At 44.4% G+C, this 26,133-nt stretch carries 13 protein-coding genes; 1 reads left to right on the forward strand and 12 read right to left on the reverse strand.

The annotated features are described in order from the left end of the window. Positions 1 to 329 precede the first annotated feature (329 nt). The 10 genes from KWJ01_RS09830 to KWJ01_RS09875 all read right to left on the reverse strand — a co-directional run bounded on the left by KWJ01_RS09830 (position 330) and on the right by KWJ01_RS09875 (position 17,754). The gene (locus KWJ01_RS09830; protein WP_224996260.1) at positions 330 to 2,117 is read right to left on the reverse strand and encodes a glycoside hydrolase family 76 protein; all 1,788 of its coding nucleotides are present in this window, start codon (positions 2,115 to 2,117) and stop codon (positions 330 to 332) included. Positions 2,118 to 2,357: 240 nt separating this feature from the next. Then, positions 2,358 to 4,556 carry a GH92 family glycosyl hydrolase gene (locus tag KWJ01_RS09835; RefSeq protein WP_224996261.1) on the reverse strand — a complete coding sequence of 733 codons (2,199 nt, stop codon included), beginning with the start codon at positions 4,554 to 4,556 and terminating at the stop codon, positions 2,358 to 2,360. 84 nt (positions 4,557 to 4,640) lie between these two features. Beyond that, entirely contained in the window at positions 4,641 to 6,059 is a 1,419-nt protein-coding gene (locus tag KWJ01_RS09840) for a glycoside hydrolase family 125 protein (RefSeq protein ID WP_224996262.1), read from the reverse strand. 60 nt (positions 6,060 to 6,119) lie between these two features. Then, positions 6,120 to 8,078: a glycoside hydrolase family 97 protein gene (locus KWJ01_RS09845; protein WP_224996263.1), complete on the reverse strand. Its 1,959-nt coding sequence runs from the start codon at positions 8,076 to 8,078 to the stop codon at positions 6,120 to 6,122. A gap of 110 nt (positions 8,079 to 8,188) precedes the next feature. Then, positions 8,189 to 9,322, reverse strand: a complete 1,134-nt coding sequence (locus KWJ01_RS09850; RefSeq protein ID WP_224996264.1) for a glycoside hydrolase family 76 protein — start codon at positions 9,320 to 9,322, stop codon at positions 8,189 to 8,191. 180 nt (positions 9,323 to 9,502) lie between these two features. Beyond that, positions 9,503 to 10,633 (reverse strand): SusE domain-containing protein, encoded by a 1,131-nt coding sequence (locus KWJ01_RS09855; protein ID WP_224996265.1) that lies wholly within the window; start codon positions 10,631 to 10,633, stop codon positions 9,503 to 9,505. A gap of 31 nt (positions 10,634 to 10,664) precedes the next feature. Further along, a complete protein-coding gene (locus KWJ01_RS09860; protein ID WP_224996266.1) occupies positions 10,665 to 12,299 on the reverse strand; it encodes a RagB/SusD family nutrient uptake outer membrane protein in 1,635 nt (544 codons plus the stop codon). 9 nt (positions 12,300 to 12,308) lie between these two features. After that, on the reverse strand, positions 12,309 to 15,716 hold the full coding sequence (locus tag KWJ01_RS09865; RefSeq protein ID WP_224996267.1) for a TonB-dependent receptor: 3,408 nt from the start codon (positions 15,714 to 15,716) through the stop codon (positions 12,309 to 12,311). A gap of 34 nt (positions 15,717 to 15,750) precedes the next feature. Continuing rightward, on the reverse strand, positions 15,751 to 16,761 hold the full coding sequence (locus KWJ01_RS09870; RefSeq protein WP_224996268.1) for a FecR family protein: 1,011 nt from the start codon (positions 16,759 to 16,761) through the stop codon (positions 15,751 to 15,753). Positions 16,762 to 17,136: 375 nt separating this feature from the next. Continuing rightward, complete coding sequence (locus tag KWJ01_RS09875; protein ID WP_224996269.1) at positions 17,137 to 17,754, reverse strand: RNA polymerase sigma factor; 618 nt, start codon at positions 17,752 to 17,754, stop codon at positions 17,137 to 17,139. A gap of 820 nt (positions 17,755 to 18,574) precedes the next feature. On the opposite strand from KWJ01_RS09875, the gene KWJ01_RS09880 reads away from it, so the two are divergent. Further along, complete coding sequence (locus KWJ01_RS09880; RefSeq protein ID WP_224996270.1) at positions 18,575 to 21,070, forward strand: DNA-binding transcriptional activator; 2,496 nt, start codon at positions 18,575 to 18,577, stop codon at positions 21,068 to 21,070. Between the two features lie 103 nt (positions 21,071 to 21,173). On the opposite strand, the gene KWJ01_RS09885 is transcribed toward KWJ01_RS09880, so the two are convergent. Together KWJ01_RS09885 and KWJ01_RS09890 are read right to left on the reverse strand one after the other, a co-directional pair. Next, entirely contained in the window at positions 21,174 to 23,681 is a 2,508-nt protein-coding gene (locus tag KWJ01_RS09885; RefSeq protein WP_224996271.1) for a glutaminase domain-containing protein, read from the reverse strand. Between the two features lie 119 nt (positions 23,682 to 23,800). Beyond that, complete coding sequence (locus tag KWJ01_RS09890; RefSeq protein ID WP_224996272.1) at positions 23,801 to 26,086, reverse strand: GH92 family glycosyl hydrolase; 2,286 nt, start codon at positions 26,084 to 26,086, stop codon at positions 23,801 to 23,803. Positions 26,087 to 26,133: the final 47 nt, after the last annotated feature.

Below are 26,133 nucleotides of genomic sequence, written 5' to 3' on the forward strand. Positions count from 1 at the left end.
GCCTAAGCATTCGCCCCTGGTTGCCTAAGCCAACGACTGGCGGCCCCAACGAGGCAAGCATTTTCCAACTAACATACCTGTGGTTACTGTAATCTCAGTGCATTTTTAAATGGATAGATGGCGGGCAAGAAGTTCTTTGATGTTCAGTCCAACCAGTTCATCAAAATGTTATGGTCCTTTATCTGGGAAAAGCTGTAGACCCAATGAGGAGCATGAAAAACAATGGTGAAATCTTTGATGGCTAATTTATATATACCCACTCCTGATTTCCCCGAGAAGGAATCAGGAGTGGGTGCATTTTTCATCAGGAATTGTTAATTATAATTATACTAATCAACTATTATTCGTTTAGTTTCTATGTGATTTCCTTGTTTGATATACAGCACATAAGCACCTCTACTTAGGCCATTTAGTGGCATCTGAAGCATATTACTTCCTGCTTGAACTTGCTTTTTACTCTCCAGCCGTTTTTGCCCAAAAATGTCTACTATTTGAAGGTCTACCTCCGCTGGCTGTTCAGCTTGTAGCGTTACATTCAGTTTATCTCCGCTCTGAACAGGGTTAGGATAAACCTGCAGGTTCGCCGTTGGGTCTGCTGTCAGAAGCGCAAAAGGAACAGGCGAAAGCATTAAATGATCAAGGTTTAGCCAGTTTGCGTTGTGGTTTACCTGAATGGTGCTGGTGCCGGCGGGGAAATTGTACGTAAAACTGGTGGTGGAAAATTGATTCCAGCCGCCTGTGCCGGGGAAGTTCAGAATTGTTGCAGGGGCTCCGTTAACCAGTATTATCCGGGACGCATCACCTGCGGCGGCGGCGTATCTCAGCGTTACCGTTTTATTTCCAGCGGTGCTGTTGTTTACAGTAAATTTAATATACTGCTCATGGTTGTTCCAGCCTCCTACAAAGCCCCAACCCGTATAGCCCGGTTGGTTAGACTCAAGTAAAATTCCTTTAATTGTGGCGTTCTCTGCTTCATACTGTCCTTCTGGCGCCTCTGGTTCAGGATAAGGTCCATTTTGCTTTGCGAATAAGCTCATTGCCATCGCCGCTGCATTTTGGGTTTGATCGTTATAAAGCCAGGAAGAAACAGGCCCTGACCAATCAACGCTAACAGAATTTTCAGTGTTTCTGGCAAGATTCCAAAGCGCATCTACACTCCCTTTCAGCACACGCTGATAAAGGTTCTTCTGTTTGTCCTGCAGATAGAGTTTCATCAGATACTTATAGCCCGGTGCTTTAAATTGCCAGCAGTCACCGGAGCACTGGTTGCTATTTCCATCCGACAAAACTGGTCCGTATGCTGTTTCAACAGTCTCGTTATTAACCATAAATTCAGCTATGTTACGGGCATATGACAGGTAGGATGTTTTATCAAATGTATTATACATCTCCATACTGGCACCAATCATCAGACCTTCATTGTATGTGAACTTCCACCATACTTTTGTTCCGTCTGTGTTGATATGGTCAGCAACCTGATAGGTTGTCTTATCAACCATATTTGTCCACCAGAAATCGTACACTTTCTTAGCAAACGCACGATACTCTTCCCTGTTGGTACGCTTATAAAGCTGCAGGCCCGAGATCACCGCACCCGCATTGGCAGCAGTTGCCTTTTGTGTCTTGGCTTTATTCCACCATAAGCCTCCGTTTGTTTCTCCACAACAGGAATCATCCCAGGCATTTTCCAGAATGTCTTTATAAATCTCCTCAGCCTTCCGGAGGTATTTCTCCTCAGCTGTCACATCATAGGCATGGATAAGCGTTAGCACAAACCAGTTTTCGTCATCATAGTAGTCATTCAGCCACCCATGCCTCCTGTCCTGGGCCTCGTAAAAAGTCTCTATCAGGCCATGATACTTTTGCTTGTTTGTTCGCTCTGCACCATCAATAACAGCGTCCATTCCATGAATGTAGGTCCATTCACCAGTGTTACGGATGTAATTACCGTCCCAATACTTTGTTAAATAGTTCTCCAGTAAAAGATCTGCCCGCTGGTGGTAGTCAGAAACAGTCTGGGATAGTACGCGATTAGCTTGGAGAATCCCGAACACAGCCAGTAAGGCAATTATCCAGCAGCGGTAAGAAGATCTCAGTTGTGATAGAATTTTTTGCATAGTTTTAAAAATAACATGTTAAACATTTATGAACTTACATGACTATCAGTCTGAATAGACTTCTACCGCAGGGGCTTCCCCTTCCTTTGCCACCACTTTGTTGGTAAGATGGTTTACTGGCCTGAATAAAAGTTTTCCCGCAGCGCCACCAAAAGCCTCTCCACCCGGAAAACAGGCAGCATAGTTTATCAGATATGCATGCCTTCAATGTCTACCCCTGCTACCGTAGCATGAGTAGCATTATTTTGTGACAACATCTATGCTGCCTCCATTTTTGAATAAATCATGAGAGACAAAATATCCATCTACCCGTTCATCATTTACTTCTACATACTGCATGTCTCTGCCTGGTCCGGATTTGTTAATGATCAATTCCTTCCCATTCTGCAGTTTCCATCGTACCTGATCAAAAATGGGCACTGTCACAATATATTCAGGATCCGCTGGTGAGAAAGGATACAAACCCATTGCACTGAATACATACCAGGATGACATTTCACCGGCATCATCCATACCCGACAGGGCCAGCCCATGCTCCCCTACGCCATAATAATTCTCCAGAATGTTGTCTATTACCTGCTGCGACTTTTCCGGTTTGCCGATGAAATGGTATGAGAATGGAGCTTCATGATTCGGTTGATTGCCATGCACGTACTGCCCGATAAAGCTTGATACATTCCGGGCAATGTAATTGGGGTTCCAGGGCACCGTAAAAAGAGAATCAAGTTTTGCCTCAAAAGCATTATTTCCGCCATAAAGTGCAATCAACCCTTCCATATCATGGGGAGCGAAGAAAGAAACCTGCCAGGCATTGGCTTCCCGATACATGTATTCGTAATAGGGATATTGCGGATTGAAGTTTTTCACCCAGCTACCATCTTCAAGCCTGCCCCTCATAAAATTGGTAGTGGTGTCGAATACATTTTGATAGTTTTTTGCTCTTGCCATGAGCACACGGTAGTTTTCAGTATCATTCAAGGCCTTCGCCAGCTGTGCCAGAGAATAATCATCATAAGCATACTCCAGGGTTTTGGATACTCCTGCTTTGGCCTTCGTCTCTACATGCGGAGAATCAATATGGGGCTCTGAAATATATCCTTTCTCGATGTACTCTCTGATGTGTGGACGTGTACCTCCCTCTTCCTCTTTATTGGCATTGTTCAGGAGCAGCTGGTAAACTTTATTAACATCATAGCCTTCAATACCACGCGCATACGAACCGGCAATAAAGGGTGCGGCATGGTCGCCGTGAAAGAATGTAGGAATGAAGCCTGTTTTCTCACCAATATCCTGCAGCGACCTGATGACATCACCTGTAACCTTGGGAGAGATATTACCCAGCAGCACAAGCTTGTTCCGATAAGTATCCCACAAGGAAGGAATGGTGTAGTGCTGATAATCAGCTTTTACAACAGCACCCTTCACATCTTTGAATTCACCGTTTACATCACTGCGCAATGCTGGCCAGAGAAAGGCTCTGTACAGAGAGGTATAAAACAGCTCTTTCTGTTTTTGTGTACCTCCTTCAACCTGTATGTTCGAGAGGAGATCTTCCCATCTCTCAACAGCCTCCGCTTTTACCTGGTCAAAAGACTTCTCTCCTACTTCAGCGTCGAGATTCTGTTTAGCATTTTCGCCACTCACAAAGGATAAACCTATTTTCATTTCTACCGGATTGGTCTTGCCATTGGCCAGGTGCAGAACTGCATAGCCATTACGCTGGCCTTCCTGCTCAATTTCAAGCCGTTCAAGTTCTTCATTCAGCCTTGCATAAAAATGAATAACCTGGTTTCCGTTTCGCTGAAAACCCCGAACGGCACTATTTCCGTCTTTTTCGATTTTCCAATCAGAAACCCGGTTGTTGGCTTTGGCAAGGTCAAAGAGAATTTTGCGGCCTTCCGGATTTGTGTACTGGTACTGATGATAGCCACTTCTTAGTGTAGAGGTAAGCTTTACGTCTACCCCATAGTCATCAAGATATACCTGATAAAAACCTGCCTGTGCTGTTTCCTTGTCATGAGAAAAGTGCGAACCAGGTTTGCCTGGATCTACCGCACCCGATAAGGGAAGAACAGGTATGTTCACATAATTCCAGTGCCCTTTATTGGTGTGTGCAAAAGCATGAATAACAGTATCCTCATACTCATATCCAGCACCTGTACCATATTCTGTTACTGGGCTAAGCTGCACCATAGCGTTTGGCAGCGACACCCCCGGATACACCAGTCCTGCCCATACACGCCATCCTTCCGGCGGTGTGTATCCGATAAACTCGGGATCGGTCAGGGGTGCGGTTCCTATCAGGGGGTTAACATATTGGGTTAATCCTTCATTGCTGGCAGGCAGGGGGTCATTTGCCTCAGTACTGGTAATTTCCGTTTTGCAGGAAGCTGCCAGTACCATGACCACCATAATGAGGAGATTTATTTTAGCATTCATAAGTTTGTTTAGGCTGTAAAGAATCGATTGTTATATTGACAGGGGATGCTACCGTTCAGAATACATGATAGATATCTGCAGCATTTATACCAGGAGCTCTGGGTGTTCCTGATAGGTTTTCCACAGAAATTCACCGAAGAGGGTATTGGCCCAGGCAAACCAGGCACGTGAGAAATTCTTCGGATCATCCTTATGAAACGATTCATGCATAAAGCCGGTACCACCGTGGGTTGCCTTCAGGGTCTGGATGCAGTTTTTAATCTCCTGCTTATCTGTACTGGTAAGCCCTTTCATGGTAATACTCATGGGCCAGATCATATCCATGCCTACATGAGGTCCACCAATGCCTTCTGCTGCTTTTCCCTTGAAGAAGAAAGGATTATCCAGCGACCATACAAAATTTCTGGTGTTTTGATAGATCGGATCAGAAACCGGTACTGCATCCAGGTAAGGCAATGACAATAGGCTTGGAATATTGGCATCGTCCATCAGGAGCCTCCCCCCGAAACCATCTACCTCGTAGGCATAGATCTTGCCATACTCCGGATGTTCAACAACAGCATATTGCTTTAGCGCCCCTTCCACCTCGTTGCTAAGGTCACGCAATGCTTTAGCGGTAGTCTGATCTTTTCGTATTTCTTCCATCATGGTGGCCGCCTGCTTCAGGCTCACCACTGCAAAAAAGTTGGATGGGATCAAGAAAGGGAAAACAGTAGCATCATCGCTTGGTCTGAAGGCCGAGCTGATCAAGCCAACCGGCTTCACGGGGTACCCCATTCCTTTCAGGGGCAGGGTATCGGTGGCATGGGGTGTAGTACGCTGGAACCTGTACTCTCCTGCATCATCCTTTCTCTGCTGGTCTTTGAAAACAGTCAGAATGGATTTTACGGCTGATTCCCATTGTTTGTCGAAGGGAGCTGTATCGCCGGTATTTTTCCAGTAATGGTATGCCAGGCGGATGGGGTAACATAAGGAATCAATTTCCCATTTGCGTTCATGAACGCCAGGTTTCATATCGGTGGCATCAGTGGCCCATTCCCCTCTTTTAGCAGGATCATCATAAAAAGCATTGGCATACGGGTCTTTCAGGATGTAGAACGTCTGCCTGTTGATAACGCCGGCAATCAGCTGCTGAAGCTTCTTATCTTTTTGTACAAACTCCATGTAGGGCCACACCTGTGCGGTGCTGTCCCGAAGCCACATGGCATCAATATCGCCGGTAATAATGTAGGTATCAGGTTTGCCCTCCTTCATGCCAAAGGTTACCGTAGTATCCAGCGTATTGGGAAAGCAGTTCTCGAACAACCAGCCGAGTTCTTTGCTGTCTACCTTTTTCTTAAATTCTTTGATGGCATTCTCGATTGCCTCACTACGGAAGTTTCTTTCCCCTTCGGCAACTCTCACAATGGGAAAATCAGGGGCTCCGGCAAATGAAAACAGAGGGTGCATGAATGCACCGGCTCCTACCAGTGCTGAATTTTGTATAAAAGTTCTTCTGTTCATGTATGGATTTATCAAAATGCTTATTTTAAGATTATTTGTCCGCTTAACGCGATCTGTTTCTTACTTTTCTATGATTCTGGCTACCCAACCTCCGCCTGGTGCAAGCTCCGCGTTTATGCTGGTCTGACTGCTGACGCTTTTGGTTTCTTTCTTATAATCCTGCGCATTCCTGTCGGCATTAATGCCATCTTTCCAGAGGTACATGGTGTACTCTTTCCCCTGCTCCAGGAAAGAAAGATCAAACGCCAGCGTACGGGCATTCCAGTCTGTCATGCCACCAACATACCAGTCTCCGTTTGCGGATTTTCTTGCCATGAGCACATACTCCCCTATTTGGCCTTTCAGCGGAATTGTTTTTTCCCAGACCACCGGTACTGCCTCTAAGAATTCCATACTTTCCGGTTCCTCATAATAGTGGGTAGGGCTATCGGCCAGCATCTGAAGCGGACTTTCGTACACTACAAACATTGCCAGCTGATGGGCCCTGGTTCCCATGCTCATGGGCTTGGACCATACAGGCTTCCATTCCTCTTTTTGCGCATTGAGCATGGCGCCCGGAGTATAATCCATGGGGCCAGCTACCATTCTGATAAAGGGAATGGTTACATTATGCTCCGGATCCACAACATTGCTGCCTTTGTTCTGCTCAAGGCCCAGTACGCCTTCATAAGACATAACATTCGGGTAGGTTCTGTACAGGCCTGCCGGTTTATGAGCACCATGAAAGTCTACTAATAGTTTTCGCGCTGCAGCCGCCTTCGCTACTCTTTCATAGAAGTTTACCATCTCCTGGTCATCACGCTGCATAAAGTCTACCTTGATGCCTTTCACCTTCCACTTCACAAACTGATCGAGCGTCTCTTCCAGCTGCTTGTCCAGGGGGAGCCAGTTGGCCCATAAAATAAGATCTACGCCTTTTTCTGCGGCATAGGACGACAGCTCCTCCATATCAATATCCGGGTTTACCTTCATCAGGTTTCTGGTGTCACTCCACCCCTCATCCATTATTACATACTCGATATTATGCTTAGACGCAAAATCGATGTAGTATTTATAAGTTTTAGTATTTATGCCAGCACGAAAATCTACGTTATAGACATTATTTGCATTCCACCAGTCCCAGGAAACTTTCCCAGGTTTTACCCAGCTATAATCTCCCTCTGTCTGGCTTGCCAGCTGGTACACTAGCTGGTTATTCAGCAGCTCAGTATCTTCATCCGAAATAGCAAGAATTCTCCAGGGCAGGGACTGCGGTCCGGTTAGCTTTGCAATGTAATTTTCGCGCTCCACTACCACTTCGTTTCTGTCGCCCTGGACCTCCTTTGTTTTAGGATAGAATGGAAATACAGCTTTTATTTTCCCGTTTCCTGTACCCCTAAGCCACATACCGGCATAATTACGCAGGTCCGACTCAGTAACAAGTATTTTAGTTTCCGCACTGGCTGATTGAAAAAGGGCAGGAAGACTGGCCAGCTGATCAGGACCGATGCTGTCTACGCCTAACTGGTGGTAGTGGCGTTCGTTATGAGAAAAGAAACCATCTTCTAAGGGATACCATGCCTGATCCTCTTTATGGAAGGAAAACTGAGCGGTCTCGTTTAGTACCGTGTAGGCACCGTTTTTATGGATAAGCCATCTCCATGCGACGCCATCATTGTATGCCCGCCACTCCAGTGCGATATCATTGGTGAAGGAAAGACGCAGTTCCTGATAATAATCGCGTATATTTTTATTCTTCTGCCACACGACCGGCTGCAGCTCCTGATCCCTTGTGCTTCTTTTTACAGCTGATACTTTCCAGCCCTTTTGCTTTATGGAACTGGTGTTAAGGGAAACGGCAGACTTGTTGATGATCTGTTTGTTTTTTGCCTTGATGGAATAGTAGATGCTATCAGTAAGCTCAAGGTTAACCTCTATACTTTTATCGGGAGAAAACAGACTGTACTGCTTTTGTCCGTACCCCTTATAACAGAGAACCAGTAACAGAAAAACGACCACTATCTTTTTGCCTGCTTTCATTGATTTGAATTATGGTTTAGTACAGGCTGTACTTTTCCACATTTGCTGCTTTTACAGCCAATACGGTGATTAAAAAGTGCTGCACCAGCAGTTCTGGAAGAACCCTTGTATCAAAGCAGCTCTTCAGCTTTCAGTCGTGCTGCAGCCTCGATTAGCATGATGCCGCTTAGTTGTGTGGACAAATCTGTATTCGACCCGGGCTGCTGTCTCCAGTCGGGGCTACTTAACATAGATGGCCTTCCAATTCCCTTGCTGTAGAAGGTCTCTGCATTAAATTTCATGAATCTCACCAGCTCATTCCGGGTCGCCTCATTCAGGCCAGGCTGTAGAATCAGGTCGGTAAAGTACCTGACAAAAATGCCCTTGAACAAACCGCCATCTCCCTGATTCTCACTCCTTAAAAGCCCTTCAGAGGTAACTTTAGGGCTTGTCATGGAAGATCTGGCTGTTTGCACCGCATCGCTTAGATATGCCTGTTCCCCTGTTATTTCATAAAGCAGGTTAGCTGCACCTATGTAGGTACCCAGGTTATAGGTAAAGATCCAATCTTTATTGATAACAACTTCACCATTTTGCATAGAGATGTTGTCCCATACCAAACCTGTTGCAGGATCTACCAGGGTTGCTTTTTGCCAGTTGTAAATATCTTTAGCCCATTGCAGGTCTTCCGGATTTTGGTCAACCTGATACAACCTTAGGGCCAGAATTGCGGCAGGCGCATTAGAACATGCGTTCTTTCCAAAAGGTGTATCTGTTCTCCAGGTAATACCCCCATCAAACACATCGCTCCAGCTCTTTTTTATTTCAGTCCACAAGTCCCGGGCAACAGTTAAATATGCTTCATCACCTGTAGCCTCATAAGCGCGCAGACATGCCATTCCCAGCCACTCCATGTCATCATTAAACACATTGTGATAAGTCCCTCCGTTCATCACTTTGATTCCCTGGAGCAGCGACTTCATTCTGGCTTTATATTGTTCATTATCAGTTCTGATGTAACCGTCAATTAATACATCCAGCATATGCGCATTCCACCAGTAATTGAAGAAGTTATTTCCGGCATTATCCTGCCTGAAGGTTCCGTTGGTAGATAAATATGTATTATAAGTAGCTTCCTGTAAAGAATCGGCCGTTTCAGACCAGGTATAAACCACTTCGGTAACGCCTCCCTGGCCATCATTCAGGGGCTTGGGGTCGTCACCGGAACATGAGTTTATGCTTAGCACCAACAGGATTGCTGCCATAAGCCTTACAGGTTTTAAAGTATAATGCTTCATTTGTATATCGCTTTTCTATAAATATCTACACGAATCTTCAGATCTCTTTGGCCAAAAACAGCCGCTCCTCCGGTGGTTTGAAAGTTTTACTTACCCCACCCTGAATACCAGGGCAGGGTAAGTATAACCAACCAACCAACCAACTAATTAATTAGGTGTAACTGTATGCGTGTAGTCCGGTACGGTACTGTTGAAGATCACCGCAATATCCGATTGAGTATTATCAACCTCGGTGGCAAACTTAAAAGAGTGGTTCCAGCGGTCATTTGTTATTATTGGTACCATAAACCAATATGAATCATTCGTAGACTCATCTGGCCTGGAGTTATCGGCATTAACACTGCCATACCATTCTTCCGCAGTTCCACTGCCATCATCAACCAAAAACCGGAATTTATACCGTTCATCTCTGCCCCAGCTTTCCTGCCTAAACTCAATGGGAGCATCCTCAATTTTCCAGGTGCCATTGCCAGCATAGGGCAGGTCGAACAGGAATTCATCATTTGGTGCAAACCAAAGACTTACAGCCTCTATTTCGGCAATTTCAGTAGTAGCGGTAGGAAAATCTAAACGGATTCTATAAACACCTTCTTCTGTTACCGTAGTTGTTGTTTCCCCTTGCTTTAGCTTTCCGTTTTCTATGAAATAAGTTTCGGGCGTACCCGTTTTTCTGCTGGCAAAATAGTATTCTCCAGGGGTCAGCTTGGTGTATACTTCAAAGGTAGAAGCATCGACTTTTTTCATCAGGATGGCATTTTCCAACCCCTCACCCCCTTCGGTGGCAGAGCCTGCAATGTATAACTCATCGGGCGCCGGGAAACCTGCAGGCCGCTCTACCTCAATCATTCGGGAAGTCATGGGTTCCTGCACGTTTATTCCTTTAGAGGAAAGCACAGTCCATTTCAGCTTACCAGTTTCTTCGGGCTGTATACCTGCAATCCGGGCAATTTCATTTAACCTGGCAAACGGAAGGGTAAGTCTGCGCTGCAGGCCATTTCCATCGGAAGGAAGCGTGTACAATGGTTCACTGAAATCTCCGTCTTCTGTGTCGAAAACAACTTCATACAGCACTACACCATTATCTTCGGCTTTTGCTGCTTCCCATTCGAAAACCGCTGTGCTCTGCGCACCCAGGTTCATGTAAGCATTATCATCTGGTGCGAATAGGTTGGTAACTGGCGTTACCTGCGTGTGGCTCAGTTCTTCATCCTCACAGGCAACCATGGCTATAACCATAGCCAAAAGGGTAAGCAATAGGTATATATTTATCTTTTTCATATAATTATGGTCAACTACTTTTTTCAAATGATTAATTCCAGCCTGGGTTCTGAGACAAATTACTGTTCTGCAAGCGCTCATCTCGCGGTATTGGCCACAGGTAATGCTTGCCTGGATCGAAGGTTCTAGATTGTGCCCTAATGTAGCCGTTATCGGGGCTGCTAGGCTCAAACTGGGCGCCATGTGCCCAGCCATTTAATACATCTTCTGCGATTTGCCATCTGCGAATATCAAATATCCGGAGACCTTCCATGGCCAGTTCCACCCGCCGTTCATTGCGGATCGTTTGTCGCAGGGCTTCTCCCGTTAGCGAGGGATCATAGGCTAAGGCAGCTTCATCCGTAAAACCGGCACGTTCGCGCAGAGGCCTGATGGTCTGGTTCCACACCTCTTCGTTAAATTCGCCCAACTCCATTTTGGCTTCGGCATACATCAGCAACACATCAGCATAACGAATCAGGATCAGGTTTAAGCCTGAAGCCAGACCTGCAGTATGATCCGGATCAAAATACTTGCGCGTATAGTAGCCTGTTGTTGTTTTAGAGGAGCCTGTTTCGTACTCATCCAACGCCTCATCTGGGTCTGTGCCTGGCTCAATATAAATGGTGTGGATGCTGCCATCCGGGTTCTCCCACTGGTAGTTGTGGTAGACTATGGTGTTTGTAAGCCGTGGGTCACGGTTCACATAAGGATTCCCTTCATCATAGCCCGAAGCTGCTGCATCGATGGGTTCTCCATTGAGCATCAGGTAGCTATCGACCAGTTCCTGGGTGGGCGCCAGGTTATTCAGGCGCGCGCCTGCAGACAAGGGAGCCATATCGAAAAATTCTGACCAGGTTCTGTCTATAGGCACATATTGCAAGCTAAGAATTACCTCCTCGTTGTATTCGTTCTCTGGCAGGAACAAGCCTTCATAGGATGGAAATAATGAATAGCTGCCATATTCGGTTGAATTAATGAGCTTCGCAGTTTCTGTCACCACATCTGCCCAACGGCCTTCGTACAGTAACACCCTGGCCTTTAGCGCAATGGCCGCACCACTGGTTATTTTCCCCTGTTCTGCATCAGCAAGTTCTGTATTGGCGGGCAGTATAGCAGCCACCTCATCCAGCTCATTCAGGATAAAGGCAAGTACTTCAGCTCTGGGTGTACGTTCTATCGTCTGAGCCTCTTCAATAGTTGGATCATGATCTAGCAAGGGAATATCGCCAAACCAGGTCATGAGCTGAAAATGCTGAAACGCCCGGATAAAACGAGCCTCTGCTTTCATCATGTTACGTTCTTCTTCACTCATGTCCGTAACGCGATCAATATTCTCTATCAAGATATTGGTCGTTTTGATCCCACCATACCGTGTGTCCCACTCCTCGTTTAATCTTGCAAGCGAAGCATCATAGGCGCCGCTTGAGATTGAGGCAGCCCCTGCAGCATCTCCGCGGCCATTGACAGCATTGTCGGAGAGCGCTTCATTCAGGAAGAAGTACGAGCTGCTAAACATCTGGGAATAGGCGGTGTTGAGTACGGCCTGTGCCCGGGCCTCTGAGCTCCAGTAGTTTAAATCTGTAAAGGTATTTTCGGGTGCAAGGTCTAAATCTTTGCATGCTGTGAATAGTAGTACCAGCATGGTGAGCAAGCTGGCCTTGTACCTGATATTGCTATGTTTCATATTCATGAGTTAAAAAGTAACGTCTAAACCAAATCCGTAATAAATAAGGGTAGGATAGGCCCTGGCACTGTTTGCTCCTGACTGTTCCAGGTTACTGTTAAATTCTGTAAGCTCTGGATCTACAAAATCTACTTTTGCCAGCGTAAACAGGTTCTGGCCCGACAGGTACACTCTCAGCTTTTCCATGCCTGCTTTACTGGCAATGCGGCCGGGCAGGGTGTAACCCAACTGTACATTTTTCACCCTTAGATATGCGCCATCAAACAGGTACATGTCTGATCCTCTCCGGAAGTTGTTGGTATTAGAATGGCTACCATTATCAGCCAGTCGCGGATACCGGGCATCGGGATTTTGTGGTGTCCAATAATCCAGCTGGTGGGTGTACATGGTCATGCCGTAGTTATAGTGAAAAGGTTCAACCGTTTCTCCACGGATCATCATGGTTCTTTTACCTACGCCCTGTATTAGTACCCCCAGGTCGAATCCTTTTGCAGCAACAGTATAGTTAAAACCATAGGTGTAACGGGGAAAAGGGTTTCCAAAAACCACCTTATCCTTATCATCAATTACACCATCTTTCACAACATCCACATAACGGTTGTCGCCAGGTTGTACTGTTAAACCTTCCGGCACAGCTGCACCCTCTATTTCTTCCATTGACTGGAAATAGCCATCGCGCTGCAGACCTACGTACGAATGATAGGGATAACCTTCCTGTCGTAAGATCTGCAGTTCCTCCAGGTTAGTTAATACACGGCCCCCTACCAACTCCAGTATCTCGTTTTGAGAGTCAGCAATGTTGAATGATAAATTGTGCGAGAACAGATTGCCCATATGCTGGTAAGTAGCAATAAACTCCCAGCCCTTGCTGCCTACTTTGGCTGCATTAAAGTCTGGAAGATCGGTGCCAAACACACCTGGTACGGCAGGCGGAAGTAAAATATCTGAGGTCACTTTGTTGAAGTAATCGACAGATACTGTAAGAGCGCCTTTGAAGAAATCAAGATCTGCACCCACGTTAAAGGTTGCAGCTCTTTCCCACCTTAATTCTGGATTGGCAAAATTGTAACCCGTGCCACTTACAGGAACATTATTAAATCCGTAAGCATTCTGAAAGGAGAAAAAGGTAGTTTGGTACTGGTAGTTATCAACATTCTGATTGCCCAGCACCCCATAAGAAGCACGTAACTTAACACCACCGACATTGTCCCTGTAGCTTCCTAAAAATGCTTCCTCCGAAATACGATACCCTGCCGAAACAGAGGGGAAGAAACCCCAGCGGTTTTTCTCACTAAACTTTGAAGAACCATCATAACGAAAATTGAACTCGCCAAATAACTTGTTGTTGAACGAGTAAGAAGCCCGGCCAAAAGCAGAATTCAGACTGTTTTCCGAAGAACTCTGGTTTGAAGTATAAGACCTCGCTTCTATTTCAGTTTCAGAAGTGGGTGTTCCCAAATCGGGATCGGTATTTATTAGATAGATTCCCGTACCTCTGTCCGCATGATTTTCGTTAGAAACGCCCAGAAGCAACGTTACATTATGCTCATCGTTGAATGTTTTATTGAACTCCGCCATGATTTGCGAGTTCAGCTCAAGAGTTTTGCGGCTTTCGTCATAGGTATTGCTGTTATCTCCGTAAACACCTTTTGGAAAAAAGTCTACCTGTATGGTGCGGCCAAACTGATGATTTGAATAAAGGTTCGCCCCAAATACGCCTCTTACTTTCAGAAAATCCGTAAGCTTTAATTCTCCTGATACACTGCCGAATATGTTATCATCATCGTATCTTCTAAACCCGCCTTTTTCCAGAATACCAAGGGAGTTGAACTGTTGCAGCACATCATTGGTCAGGTATCGTCCAAGCGAATCTTTTTGTGCATAAATGAGAGGCACCCTACCTGCATCCACAATCAAGGTAGAGGTAGAAGAAGAGTGGTCCGTCACCTCACGGCGCATGTACGACAACATGGTGGTAAGTTTGAATCGCCCTATCTGGTTGGTAAGGTTCAGCCGGAAATTATACCGTGTCAACCCTTTATCCGGGCCAACAAAATTGCTACGCTGATTCATATAGCCTCCCGAGGCATAATAGGAAGAATTTTCTCCACCGCCCGAAACAGAAAGGTTATGATTTTGCTGCCAGGCCGGCTGGGTTATTTCATCGATAAACCATTGCTCGTCGCCATTTTCCTGAAACTGTCTGATTTGTTCAGGAGTATAAATGACAGATTCTTTACCAGCGTTAAAAGCAGATTCATTACGGAGCATTGCATTCTGGTAGCCACTTACAGGTTCTAAAAAGAAATGAGGACTGTTTACACCAGCCAGTCCATTATAGGTTACACTGGGGCGATTATTAAGTCTTCCCTTCTTGGTAGTAACCAGAATTACACCATTATTTGCCCGCGACCCATAAATGGCTGCACTTCCCGCATCCTTCAAGATAGATACAGTTTCAATGTCGGCAGGATTGAGCATATTGATGTCTCCACCAACAATCCCATCGATGACCACCAGCGGGCTATTATTTCCCAAAGTACTGATACCGCGGATGTTGAGGTTTACGCCGGCTCCAGGCTCTGAATTAGACTTTTGAATGATCAGGTTTGGTGAGGTACCCTGCAGAGCTTCAGTTAGGTTCACCACCGGACGGCCCTCCAGGTCTTCGGCAGTCACCTGGTCTACGGCGCCCGTTACATTTGATCTCATCTGGGTACCATAGCCCACTACCACCACTTCATCCAGCATCTTGTCATCTTCCGCAAGTTCTACATTGATAATAGTTTGGTTATTGATTGGTATTTCCCTGGTTTGAAAGCCAACAAAGCTGAATATCAGCACACCTTCAGGAGAGGGTACTTCCAGCGCATACTTTCCATCCACATCCGTAATGGTTCCGATGGTGGTGCCCTTAACCACAATGCTTACACCTGGCAGGCCTGCGGGTTCCAGCGGTGATGTAACAGTTCCCGTTACCCGATGGGCTTGCTCCTGTGCCTTTACTGGTACTACTGTTCCCGAACTACCCTCCTCACCATGTGTTTCTGAGTAGATAAAGTAGGTATTATCCGGTTTGCTGTATTTTTTATATTTAAGGCCATGCGTTTCAAAAAGCATATCAAGTGCCTTTTCCAGCCCTACGTCTGCAGGATCTACGCTCCTGACCTTGAGCCCCTTTATTAACCTGGGGTTATAGGTAAACCTGACCTTGTACTTCTTTTCAAGCCGCTCCAGGGCTTCGGTCAAGGACATTTCTGCCTCTTTAGCGCCATTCTGCTGCGGCACTATCAAAGCTCCTGCCGGCGACTTTGCCAAGGAGAACTGCTGCGAAAATCCCTTTTCAGAAAAGGTGACCAGTGCGAAAAATAAAGCCAGGAATGTTATCCTTGCTAGTAAGGGTATAGGTTGTCGCATTGAGTTGGGGTTTATGGTTTAATTTATTCTGTTATCACCTGGTAAAAACTACACGCTCGCCATTTCTTTGTATCTCTAGTTTGTTGATGGTTGCCAGCGCATCCAAAAGCTCATTCAGGTTAGCGGTAGAAACCACACCTGTCATCCGCTCCTGTGCAATATCCGGATTGGCAAAGCTTATCTCTATTCCAAAGGTTTCCTGCAGCTTTGCTGCTACTGCCCCGAATGTAGTATTGTCAAGAATCCATTCCTGGCGGGTCCAGTCATTGTATAAGGCAGGATTTACTTCCAGTATGAGGGGAGTTCGCTCAGAGGCATCAAGTTCCACAAGTTCCCCTGGCTTCATCATGATGGTTTGAATGCCTGTAGATTGTTTCAGTGCCAGCTTTACTTTTCCTGTGTTCAGGACCACCTGAGTTTTCCTGGGCCGGCTGAAGACATTAAACTGGGTACCAAGTACCTGCACATCAAGTTCTTTTGTATGCACGGTAAACTTTTTATCCCCTGCCCCTTTATTCTTAACCACCTTGAAAAAAGCCTCTCCTTCCAGACGCACTTTCCTGGAGGGACCCAGGCCCCAATAAGGCAGCACCTCCAGGCTGGAGTTTGCATTCAGCAGAACACTTGATCCATCCTCAAGCAACACCTGCCTGGATTCTCCAAAGCCTGTGGTGTAGCGTACAGGGTTATTAAACTGTACCAGAAAAAAAACTGTACAAATGGAGATAAGTGCTGCAACTGCCGCCGCCCATGCATACCACACCTGTCGCTTTTGTGGTGGTTCAAGCTTGCGTACTTTTGCTGAACTGCGTGTTTCAACTATTCTATTCCACACCTCCTCCTTTTCTTCGGCATTGGGCTGGTGTTCACGAAAGTTAGCCAGCAGGATCAGGTGGCGTGCACGCTCCACCTCTGCCGACTGCTCCGGATGTTCCAGCAGCCACTGTTGCCAAAACTGATCACGGGCAGGCGTAGGCTGTTGCACCCATTGCTGGAAATCTGTATCCAAGGCAAAAGCCTCAGCCGTATAGTCTTTGTATTGCATGCTTTAAGTTATAGCAGAAGGTCTAACCTATTTATGGAGAAGGATCATAGCCTTAGCAGCACTGGGCAGCAGACGTTAATAGCCTCTCATGTTGTCTTGTGAAAACTTTCATACGTTTTCGCAAACGTATGAAGTTACTTTCTATACCTAAGACAGTGCACCTGCTAGAATCTCATCAATGAAAATTATTTTTTTTAAAATTATTTTTTGAAAGCTGTACGGCCTGGCTTTCAAGGGCAGAAGTGAAAGATCAGAAAATGGCAGAAGCTAGAAACGGTAGTTATAAATCAGGTGGGTGTGCTTATAATGGCTGTTGGATATAAAGCCTCCCCTATCTTTGCAGAAGAAGGGATTACCGGTTACAACATAGTGGGGTTAAACAGTATCTTTCAGGAAAAAGTAGAGCTTTATTTCGTTTATCACCATAAGGCAGAGCCCCACCTTAACAATGTTCTTTTTTAACAAGCCTAACGCTTTAGATACCAGGTTATAGCAGGAATCAACATGTAAATCCATCACAGCAGCAATCTCTTCATAAGAAAGGTTGTTGTAGAATCTTAAAAAGATCACCTCTTTCTGTCTGTCCGTTAGGGTATTCAGAGCACGTACAATATGTTCCTGCTGTTCCTTGCTAATCTGGCGGGAGATAAGCAAGGATTCATGTGGCAGCACGAATTCAAACCTGTCTTCTGCCAGGTGTTCCTCATCATGAACCAATTTCTTTTTTTCCGCCAATGCATTGAAGATACTATGCCTCATTGCCTTGAGCAGGTAAAATTTAGGTGAAGTAACCTCTTTCGTTGTATCCCTTCGCTCCCAGAGCCTGATAAACAGATCATGGATACAGTCTTTGATCAAATCTTTGTCTGAAGTGAACTTACTGGCATAATTATACAGCAAATTAAAATAAGTATTATACAGCACCGAGAATGCCTGCTCACTCCCGTGCTGAAAATCGCTCCACAATTGCTCCTTCGACTTTAAATTTTCCAATGAATCCATCTCATGAGTTCAACTGCTAATTCATATATAGAACTGCCTCGTAACCCGCTCACTATATAAGGTAACTCTTTTTTATATTACGACTGCTGAAGACACAGGATTTACATCAAAATGCAGGCACTGGTTTAGGCTGTACACGCATGCTTATCGTATTTCTAATTGTTCGGAGTGGCTATAGCTGGCAAAGTAAAACCAACGAATGTTGATCATGCACCAATTGCCCTCCTATCCGCTGCAAGTTATCTATCCAGGCATCATTCCGTACGTACAGATGCTGGCTTTTGATTTTGAAGGTGCAAATCTACTTTCAATATAGCAAAATTCCTGTGGAGGCTTCAGTTGGTTGAGACAGATCGGTCATAAATCTTGAACTCTGGGGCGACATAGGCCGGAGTAGGGGGATTATAATAGTACCCGTAGCTCAAAATTAGCTTTACCTAGTTTATTAAGCGGTTCTTTAGACTTTTGAGCAAATTCTTCTGATCCTTTGAGGCTAACCATTTTACGCTGTTATGGATCTGATGCATATGCACAATGTAGTTCCGATCTTACCTTCCGCCCCGGAATGTACAGTGCTGTTAGCTTCTGCAAAGGCCTTCAGTTATCAGTGCTCTTTCCCCCCACACTGCTTTTCTTTTTGTGCTGACATTACCTTTTTAGAATTTCTTTTTTTTTATTTTGTCTCGGACAAACTGTGAATAAAACTCTTATGATTAGACTGGATGGAGATGTATGGAGTTTTTATCGGAATTTTAAGACTATGTGCTTATCCTTAAGATCACTTTGCTACATATTCCTTATTTCTAGTTTTGTGCCCCTGTATGCGTCTCCACATGGAGGCTTGAAATTTTATGGCAGTGAAAAGCCAATAAATCAGCGAACATCGTACGATGTTTTCGGGGATGAAACTGTCGTATTTTCTGACTACTTCAATATTGAATTTAACCTGTCTCTTTATCCAACAACTGAGTTTGGATACATACTTCGGATCAAAAATAAAGAAAGCAACAGAATCTATAATCTGTTCTACGATGGACAGGGTGATAACCTGACTTTTAAATTTAATGAGGAAGGAAATAACAGCCTGATCGTTGCCAGCATAAACAAGGATGAAATACTTGACATGCATTGGGTAAAGATGAAAATTTCATTCGATCTGAAAAGTGATTCAATAAAATTAACAATACACAATAGAATATTTGGTGCAAAAAACAAAGATCTTCCTACTACATATCACCCAGTTATTCTATTTGGCAAAAGCGATCACATCATAGATGTTCCCTCCTTCGCTATAAAAGATCTTTCCGTTGGCAACGAAGAGAAGTATTTTTTTAAGCTTAAAGAAAGTGAAGGTAATATCGTTCATGACATGAGTGGTAATGCTATTGGCAAAGTTTCTAATCCGGAGTGGCTGGTGAATGATGCTTATCACTGGAGGTATAAAGTTTCATTTCAGTCCCTATCAGTAGCCGGTGCCAATTATAATCCCGCAAAAAAGGAAATATATTACTTCAATAGAGACTCATTGCTTATATACAATGTTCGATCAGGTAATACGGACATAAAGGTTTTTAGAGAAAAGTGCCCTGTTAAACTGATATTGGGAACAAACTTTATTGATACCAGGGAAAATGAACTCTACACCTATGAGGTATACTATGCCACGCCTGACGACAACTATGCCGGGGCTACAGTAGCCAGTCTTGATCTGGACACTTATCAGTGGGTTGCCCGGGACTCTAGCCAGCTTCCGAGCCAGCTACATCATCATGGTTCTTACTTCAATCCAGATGCTGAGCAATATACCATCTTCGGAGGCTTTGGAAATATGCGCTACAGTAAGAATTTCTTTACCTACGATCTTAGCCAGAATGAATGGTATAGAATGGATGGTTTTACAGGAGATCCAATTTCACCCCGTTACTTCCCTTCAGTGGGATATTTAAAAGAAACAAACTCAGTCTACATATTTGGCGGAATGGGCAACGAATCGGGAGAACAGACCGTCGGAAGAAAATATTATTATGATCTGTACAAAGTAGATTTGGATGCAAAGCATATCACAAAGCTTTGGGAAATTGAATGGCAACAAGATAATGTAGTTCCGGTAAGAGGAATGGTTGTATTGAATGATTCCTACTTTTATACATTGTGCTATCCGGAGCATTTCTCTGAGTCGTTTCTCAAACTTTACCGATTTTCGATGAAGGATGGTAGTTATGAAATACTTGGGGATTCCATCCCAATATACTCCGATAAGATTACGACCAACGCCAACCTGTATTACGACAGCGGACTGAACAACCTGTATGCCGTCGTTCAGGAATTTGAGGATGATATTTCCTCTGACCTAAAAGTTTATTCCCTGGCCTTTCCTCCTATCACAGCCCAAGCGCTAACAAGTTATTCGGGAGCCAAAAGCAATAACATACTGGTTATAGTGCTTCTTTCGCTTTCACTGGCCTCGGTTGTTGGTTACATCGTCTTTAAAAAGCTGAAGCGAAACCACAGCATAGCTAATGCTGATGTTCATGCTGATGCTTTTGCTGATGATATTGGGAATACTCATGTGGTTGAGAACAAGACAAAAACGGCAACACAAGCTAATTCCATCTATCTTTTTGGAGATTTCACCGTCCGCGACCGAAACAATCGCGACATCACCTATATGTTCAGTGAACAACTGAAGCAGATATTTTGCCTTATATTACATTATAGCACGGCCAAGGAGGGCATCGCGTCACAGCGCCTCAGCAGCATACTGTGGCCGGATAAACCTGCAGATAAGGTAAAAAACTCCAGAGGAGTGACGATTAACCATTTGCGCAAAGCTTTGAGTGATCTTGATGGCATAGAGTTAATATATGACAAAGGGTATTTTAAGCTCGTGCAAACCGAAGCGTTCTACTGCGATTATACCCGTTGTATTCAAATCATCTCTTCAAATGAACTAGAAGCACACAGAGATGAGTTCTTTGAAATACTCGCCCGCGGCAAGTTCCTGCAGTTCTCTGACCATCCTTTATTTGATTCATTGAAAGAAGAACTGGAAAAGAAACTGGAACCGGTTCTTTTGGTGGAAATAGAAAAAAGTTTTATTGCAGAGTTTTATCAGACAACCATTGCTTTAGCAGAAGCATTGCTAAATATCGATCCATTGAATGAGGTTGCGTTTACATATCAGATCAAAGCCTTGCAAAGATTGAAGATGAATGATGAAGCCAAAATCAGATACCAGTCATTTGTTATTGAATATAAAAAAGCAATGGGAAATGAGTATCCTCAATCTTATAAAAGCGTAAGCTAGAGCAACCTTATAAATCAAATCATCAGGTGTAAAGCTAGTAGTAAATAAAGAACCCCTGAACAGGCTTAACCAGTCTTTTCAGGGGTTCCTTACTTGTTGAATTTTACTCTTCCAACAGTTTAATAAAGTAACCTCCCACTACAGAACGTGCCTGAAAACCAACCTGTGTGGCACCAGGAGTTTCATACCAGTCACTCATAGGTACACGATCGGGGGTTTCATTAACAAAAGCATAAAGAGGGTCGATAAACTTTTGAAATGTGGCTTTATCATTTGCCAGGGTAGCTGTCCAGACAATCCAATCGGCTTTGGTATACGTTCTCCGATTATCCAGCGGCAATCCATATTCATTTTGCTTGGTGAGATAATAGGCTACTTCTTTCTGTGCCACACCTTCCGGGAAAATGTCAAGGTCTAATAATTTATCCCACACCAGGTTATATTTCTGGCTCCATGTTCCCGGCTGATCAAATGTTAAGCGGAAATGGTCACCATCGTCAGCCATCTTTACCCATTCCTGTGCCATTTGCTTTGCTGCCGAGGTGTATTTTGCAGCTATATCTTTTTTGCCAAGCATTTCTGCCAGTTTTCCATAGCCCGCAACACCCATAATGGCTTTTGCCGAAAGATTAACATTATGGGCAAAGTGCCCTGCAAAATCGTCGGTACACAATTGATTTTCCGGATCAAGACCTTTTTCCAAAAGATAATTTGCCCAGGTGGTGAGCGCTCCCCAGTGTTTTTCTGCGTAATCAGCGTTTCCTTCCACCACGGCAATGGCCGTGGTAAGAATCAACATATTACCGGACTCTTCCACCGGCATATCGCCGCCATACGTTTGTCCGTTAGCTATGGGATAGGTGCCAATATCGTGAGCTGCAAAGGGTTTAGTCCATTTCCCGCTTTCGGTATAGTAAAAAATGGGGTTCAGCATTCCTTTCAGCAGTTCGGGGTTGTATTTCAGGAATAAAGGTGCAGATGGATAGGTAACATCCACGGTGCCAATAGACCCATTACTAAAATTCTCTTTTGAAAGGAAGAGTGTTGTGCCCTGGCTGTCTTTAACCAATTTGTGCGCTGCGATGGATTGGCGGTAAGCCAGCATACAAAGTCGGGCATAATTTTCACCTCCCGCTTCGAACGCTTCCCGGTAAACCTTACTGTCAAAAGCATCACACCGAGCTATGATGTTGCGGTGGTCAGCAGCAGCAGCAGTCAGAACCTCATCAAAACTTACCTTTCCGTCTTTTGTCCACCAGGCTTTTAGATTTTCACCGAAGTATTGTATAGATTCAATATCATTGTAACCCAGCATTAAATAAGCACTTACAGGATTTGTTGAAACTTCTCCGAGCTTGCCGGTGCTGGCAAGTACCGGCATTGTGTTAGATGGTATGGCAGTGATCTTATCTTTTGCAGCATTTATATTCCCACTTTCCAGAAAAGACTTTTTCATGGCTGAAAAATCACCAATACCCACAGTGCTATTCTCCGTTTCTTCGGAAGCAAGGTAAAGATACCCCCAGTCTATGCGCACATTATCCCCCTTCTTTTGCAATACGGGTTGCTCTGTAGTGCCCGCTTTAGCGAAAATTACGTTTCCTGTTTTGCCGGTTGTCACCTCAACTTTCTGGCTTAATTCATTAACAGCCCATTCCGGTGTAGCCTCAAAATACACCTCCACATCGTGCGATTGTCCATCGTTAGAGACCACCATATAATTGATGTAGTTAATTGGACGAGAAAGCAGATCAAGGTCATCCATCAACAGGGGAGAAACAAATTCGAGCTGTAGGTCTACCGGTCCACAGGTAAAATTATACTTGGTTTGTGTAGCGGTAATTTTTACGCTCTTTTGAATGGCAGTTTGCGCAAAAACGGGTTTTACATCACTTTCTTTGAAAATACCGAAATCGACATAAGCCAAGCCACCACGGTCCAGGCAATGTGCGGCAATAACATTCTTCCCATTGGTATTTAACAGTTTCCTGTCAAGCTTCACAATGATATTGCTTTTGGCGCGGTTGCCAGTGTTTACGATCTGAGTGCCGTTCAGGTATAGCTCAAAATCATCGTCGTGCGAATAAATGAGGTAAAGTTCACTATCCTGGTTTACTGCGGGCATGTTAAATTCCCTCCGTACCCATATTTCCTTTGTTTCCCACCCCGTATTGGTTTCGCCAGTATTGGGTGTGCCAAAAGCTGCTTTACCACTTTTCCATGAAGCATCATTGAAATCGGCTTTCTCCCAGCCCTTTGCAGGTTCGGTGGTTACCCACTTTCCTATCCAGGCTTCATGTTTAGCATTGGGCAAAACCGGCTGCAGCGGAATTTCCTCCTTTCCAAGAAAGCGATAGGTTTGTCCGTCAACACGAACGGCACCGATCAACGAATGATTCGTACCTGTCCAGTGTTTGACCGGTGTATCGAATAATTTGTCGGAGGTTGACCAGGCGCTTATATAGGGATCAATGGTGATCAATGGATAAGCCGGCGCACGAAATTCCAGACCTGCTTCTTCTTCTACCTGCGCAACTGACTGGCTGCAGGAACTTAATGAAGTTCCTGCAACGAACATGACCAGTATTGGAATTAAAAATCTTTTTAACATATAGCTTAATTGTTTTAACAATATATACAGACCACAAAATATGCTTAAAATTGTCCCTGCTACAAATCCGGGAAAAGGGATGCACCTTTGATTTCGAAATTATGAATGTCTCTACTGCTTTATTTCTGATTAGAGAAAGAATATGGAAAGTCTCTTTTATCTGTACCTCTGCTTTTATTCGGGGCTGAACTCATCTTAAAATTGATTTTCGCCCCTTTCATCAAATCTTCATGCGTCAGGTAATTTTTAGTATAGTTTTTCCCGTTTAGCTTCATTTCAGCCACATAGCGGTTTTCTTTTGAATTATTATCTGCCGTTATCTGTAGCTCTTTTCCGTTCTCTAATTTGATTTTTACAGACTTAAATAAAGGAGATCCCACGATGTACTCGTTACTACCCGGGCATACCGGATAGAAACCTAAAGCAGAGAAAACGTACCAGGCAGATGTTTGACCGTTATCCTCATCGCCACAATATCCATCAGGTGTTGCAGCATATAATTTGTCCATGATTTCACGGGCCCAAAACTGAGTTTTCCAGGGTTCGCCGGCATAATTATATAAATAAACCATGTGCTGAATCGGCTGATTGCCATGTGCATACTGCCCCATATCCATCACCTGCATTTCGCGCATTTCGTGAATCATAGAGCGGCTTTCCATGCCCCTTGAACCCGGAATGATAAAAACAGAGTCGAGCATGTTTACAAACTCTTTTTGGCCGCCCATCAGATCGATTAACCCCTGAGGATCATGAAAAACGGACCAGGAATAATGCCAGCTGTTTCCTTCGGTAAAATCACGGCCCCAGTCTGTAGGTTTAAATGCATCGGAGAAAGAACCACTGCTTGCCCTGCCAGCCATCAATTTTGCTTTAGGATTATAAAGGTTCTTATAATTGAGGGCTCTTTGCGCATACACATCAATTTCACTCTTCGGTTTATTAAGCGCTTTTCCCAGGCGATAAATCGTCCAGTCGTCGTAGGCGTATTCCAAAGAACGGGCAACATTCTGGTCAACATCTACATCGTTAGGAATATAGCCATTAGTATTGTAATAATCGTAGCCTTTTCTTCCCGTAGAGGAGACCTTGGGGTGCACACTGTTTGAGCCGTGCTTAAGCGCTTCCCACAATGTCTCAATATCATAGCCACGCAGGCCTTTCAGGTAAGCATCGGCAACAACAGAGGCTGAATTATTGCCCACCATAATATCCCGGTGCCCCGGGCTTGCCCATTCAGGAAGAAAACCACTTTCTTTATAGGCATTCACAAGGCCTTCCTGCATTTTTACATTTTCTGAAGGGTACAAGAAGTTCAGGAACGGGAACAGGCTGCGAAAAGTATCCCAGAATCCGGTATCCGTGAACATGTAGCCTGGCAAAACTTTGCCATTATACGGACTGTAATGGACAATTTTACCATTCTCACCAATTTCGCTAAAGTTTCTCGGGAACAGGACCGATCGATAAAAAGAGGAATAAAAAGTTCTGATGTTGTCAATATTATCATCCTCAACCTTAATCTTGCCTAACACCTCATTCCAACGCTGTTTCCCTTTACTTGCAACCTCATCAAATTTAGAGTTACCTAATTCTTTTAAGTTAATCAGTGCCTGCTCTTCACTGATGAAAGAAGAAGCCACACGTGCATGTACCTGCTCCTTATGTTTTGTTGCGAAACCGATGATGGCGCCGGCATGGTTTCCTTCAAATTCCTTTGCTCCTTCTTCTATTTTCCCATCTTTAACAATCGAATAACTGGAGAAAGGCTTATCGAACACAATGACAAAGTAGTTTTTGAAATTGTCTGGCACTCCTCCGCTATTTCTAGTTGTGTAGCCAACGATTTTATTTTCTTCCGGAATGATCTTTACAAAAGATCCTTTATCAAAAGCATCTGTAACGATAAATGAGCTTTTGCTGTCAGGAAACGTAAAGCGGAACATTGCCGCCCTTTCCGTCGGCGTTATTTCCGCGGTCACATCGTGGTCGGCTAAATGCACACGGTAGTAATAAGGTTTAGCAATTTCTGCTTTATGAGAAAACCAGCTTGCCCTTTCATCCTCATCAAAAACAGGCTTACCCGTAATAGGCATCAAAGAAAACTGACCGTAGTCGTTCATCCACGGGCTGGGCTGGTGCGTTTGTTTAAATCCCCTGATTTTATCTGCAGTATAGGTGTACATCCATCCGTCGCCCATCTTTCCGGTTTGGGGAGACCAAAAATTCATACCCCAGGGAAGGGCAACAGCCGGATAGGTATTTCCGGTTGAAAGCTCGTATTTAGAGTTTGTGCCCACAAGGGTGCTTACATAGCCGACAGGATCAGCAACTTGCGCATCTACTTTCAGGATAAAGCAACATAACAGAAGTGTATGCCCTAATAATCTAATTTTCCTTATCATCTTAATTTTTAATCTTTATTATTTTGATTCATTTCCTTCTTACCGCT

The organism is Cesiribacter sp. SM1, from assembly GCF_020178975.1.
Classification (GTDB): Bacteria; Bacteroidota; Bacteroidia; order Cytophagales; family Cyclobacteriaceae; genus Cesiribacter.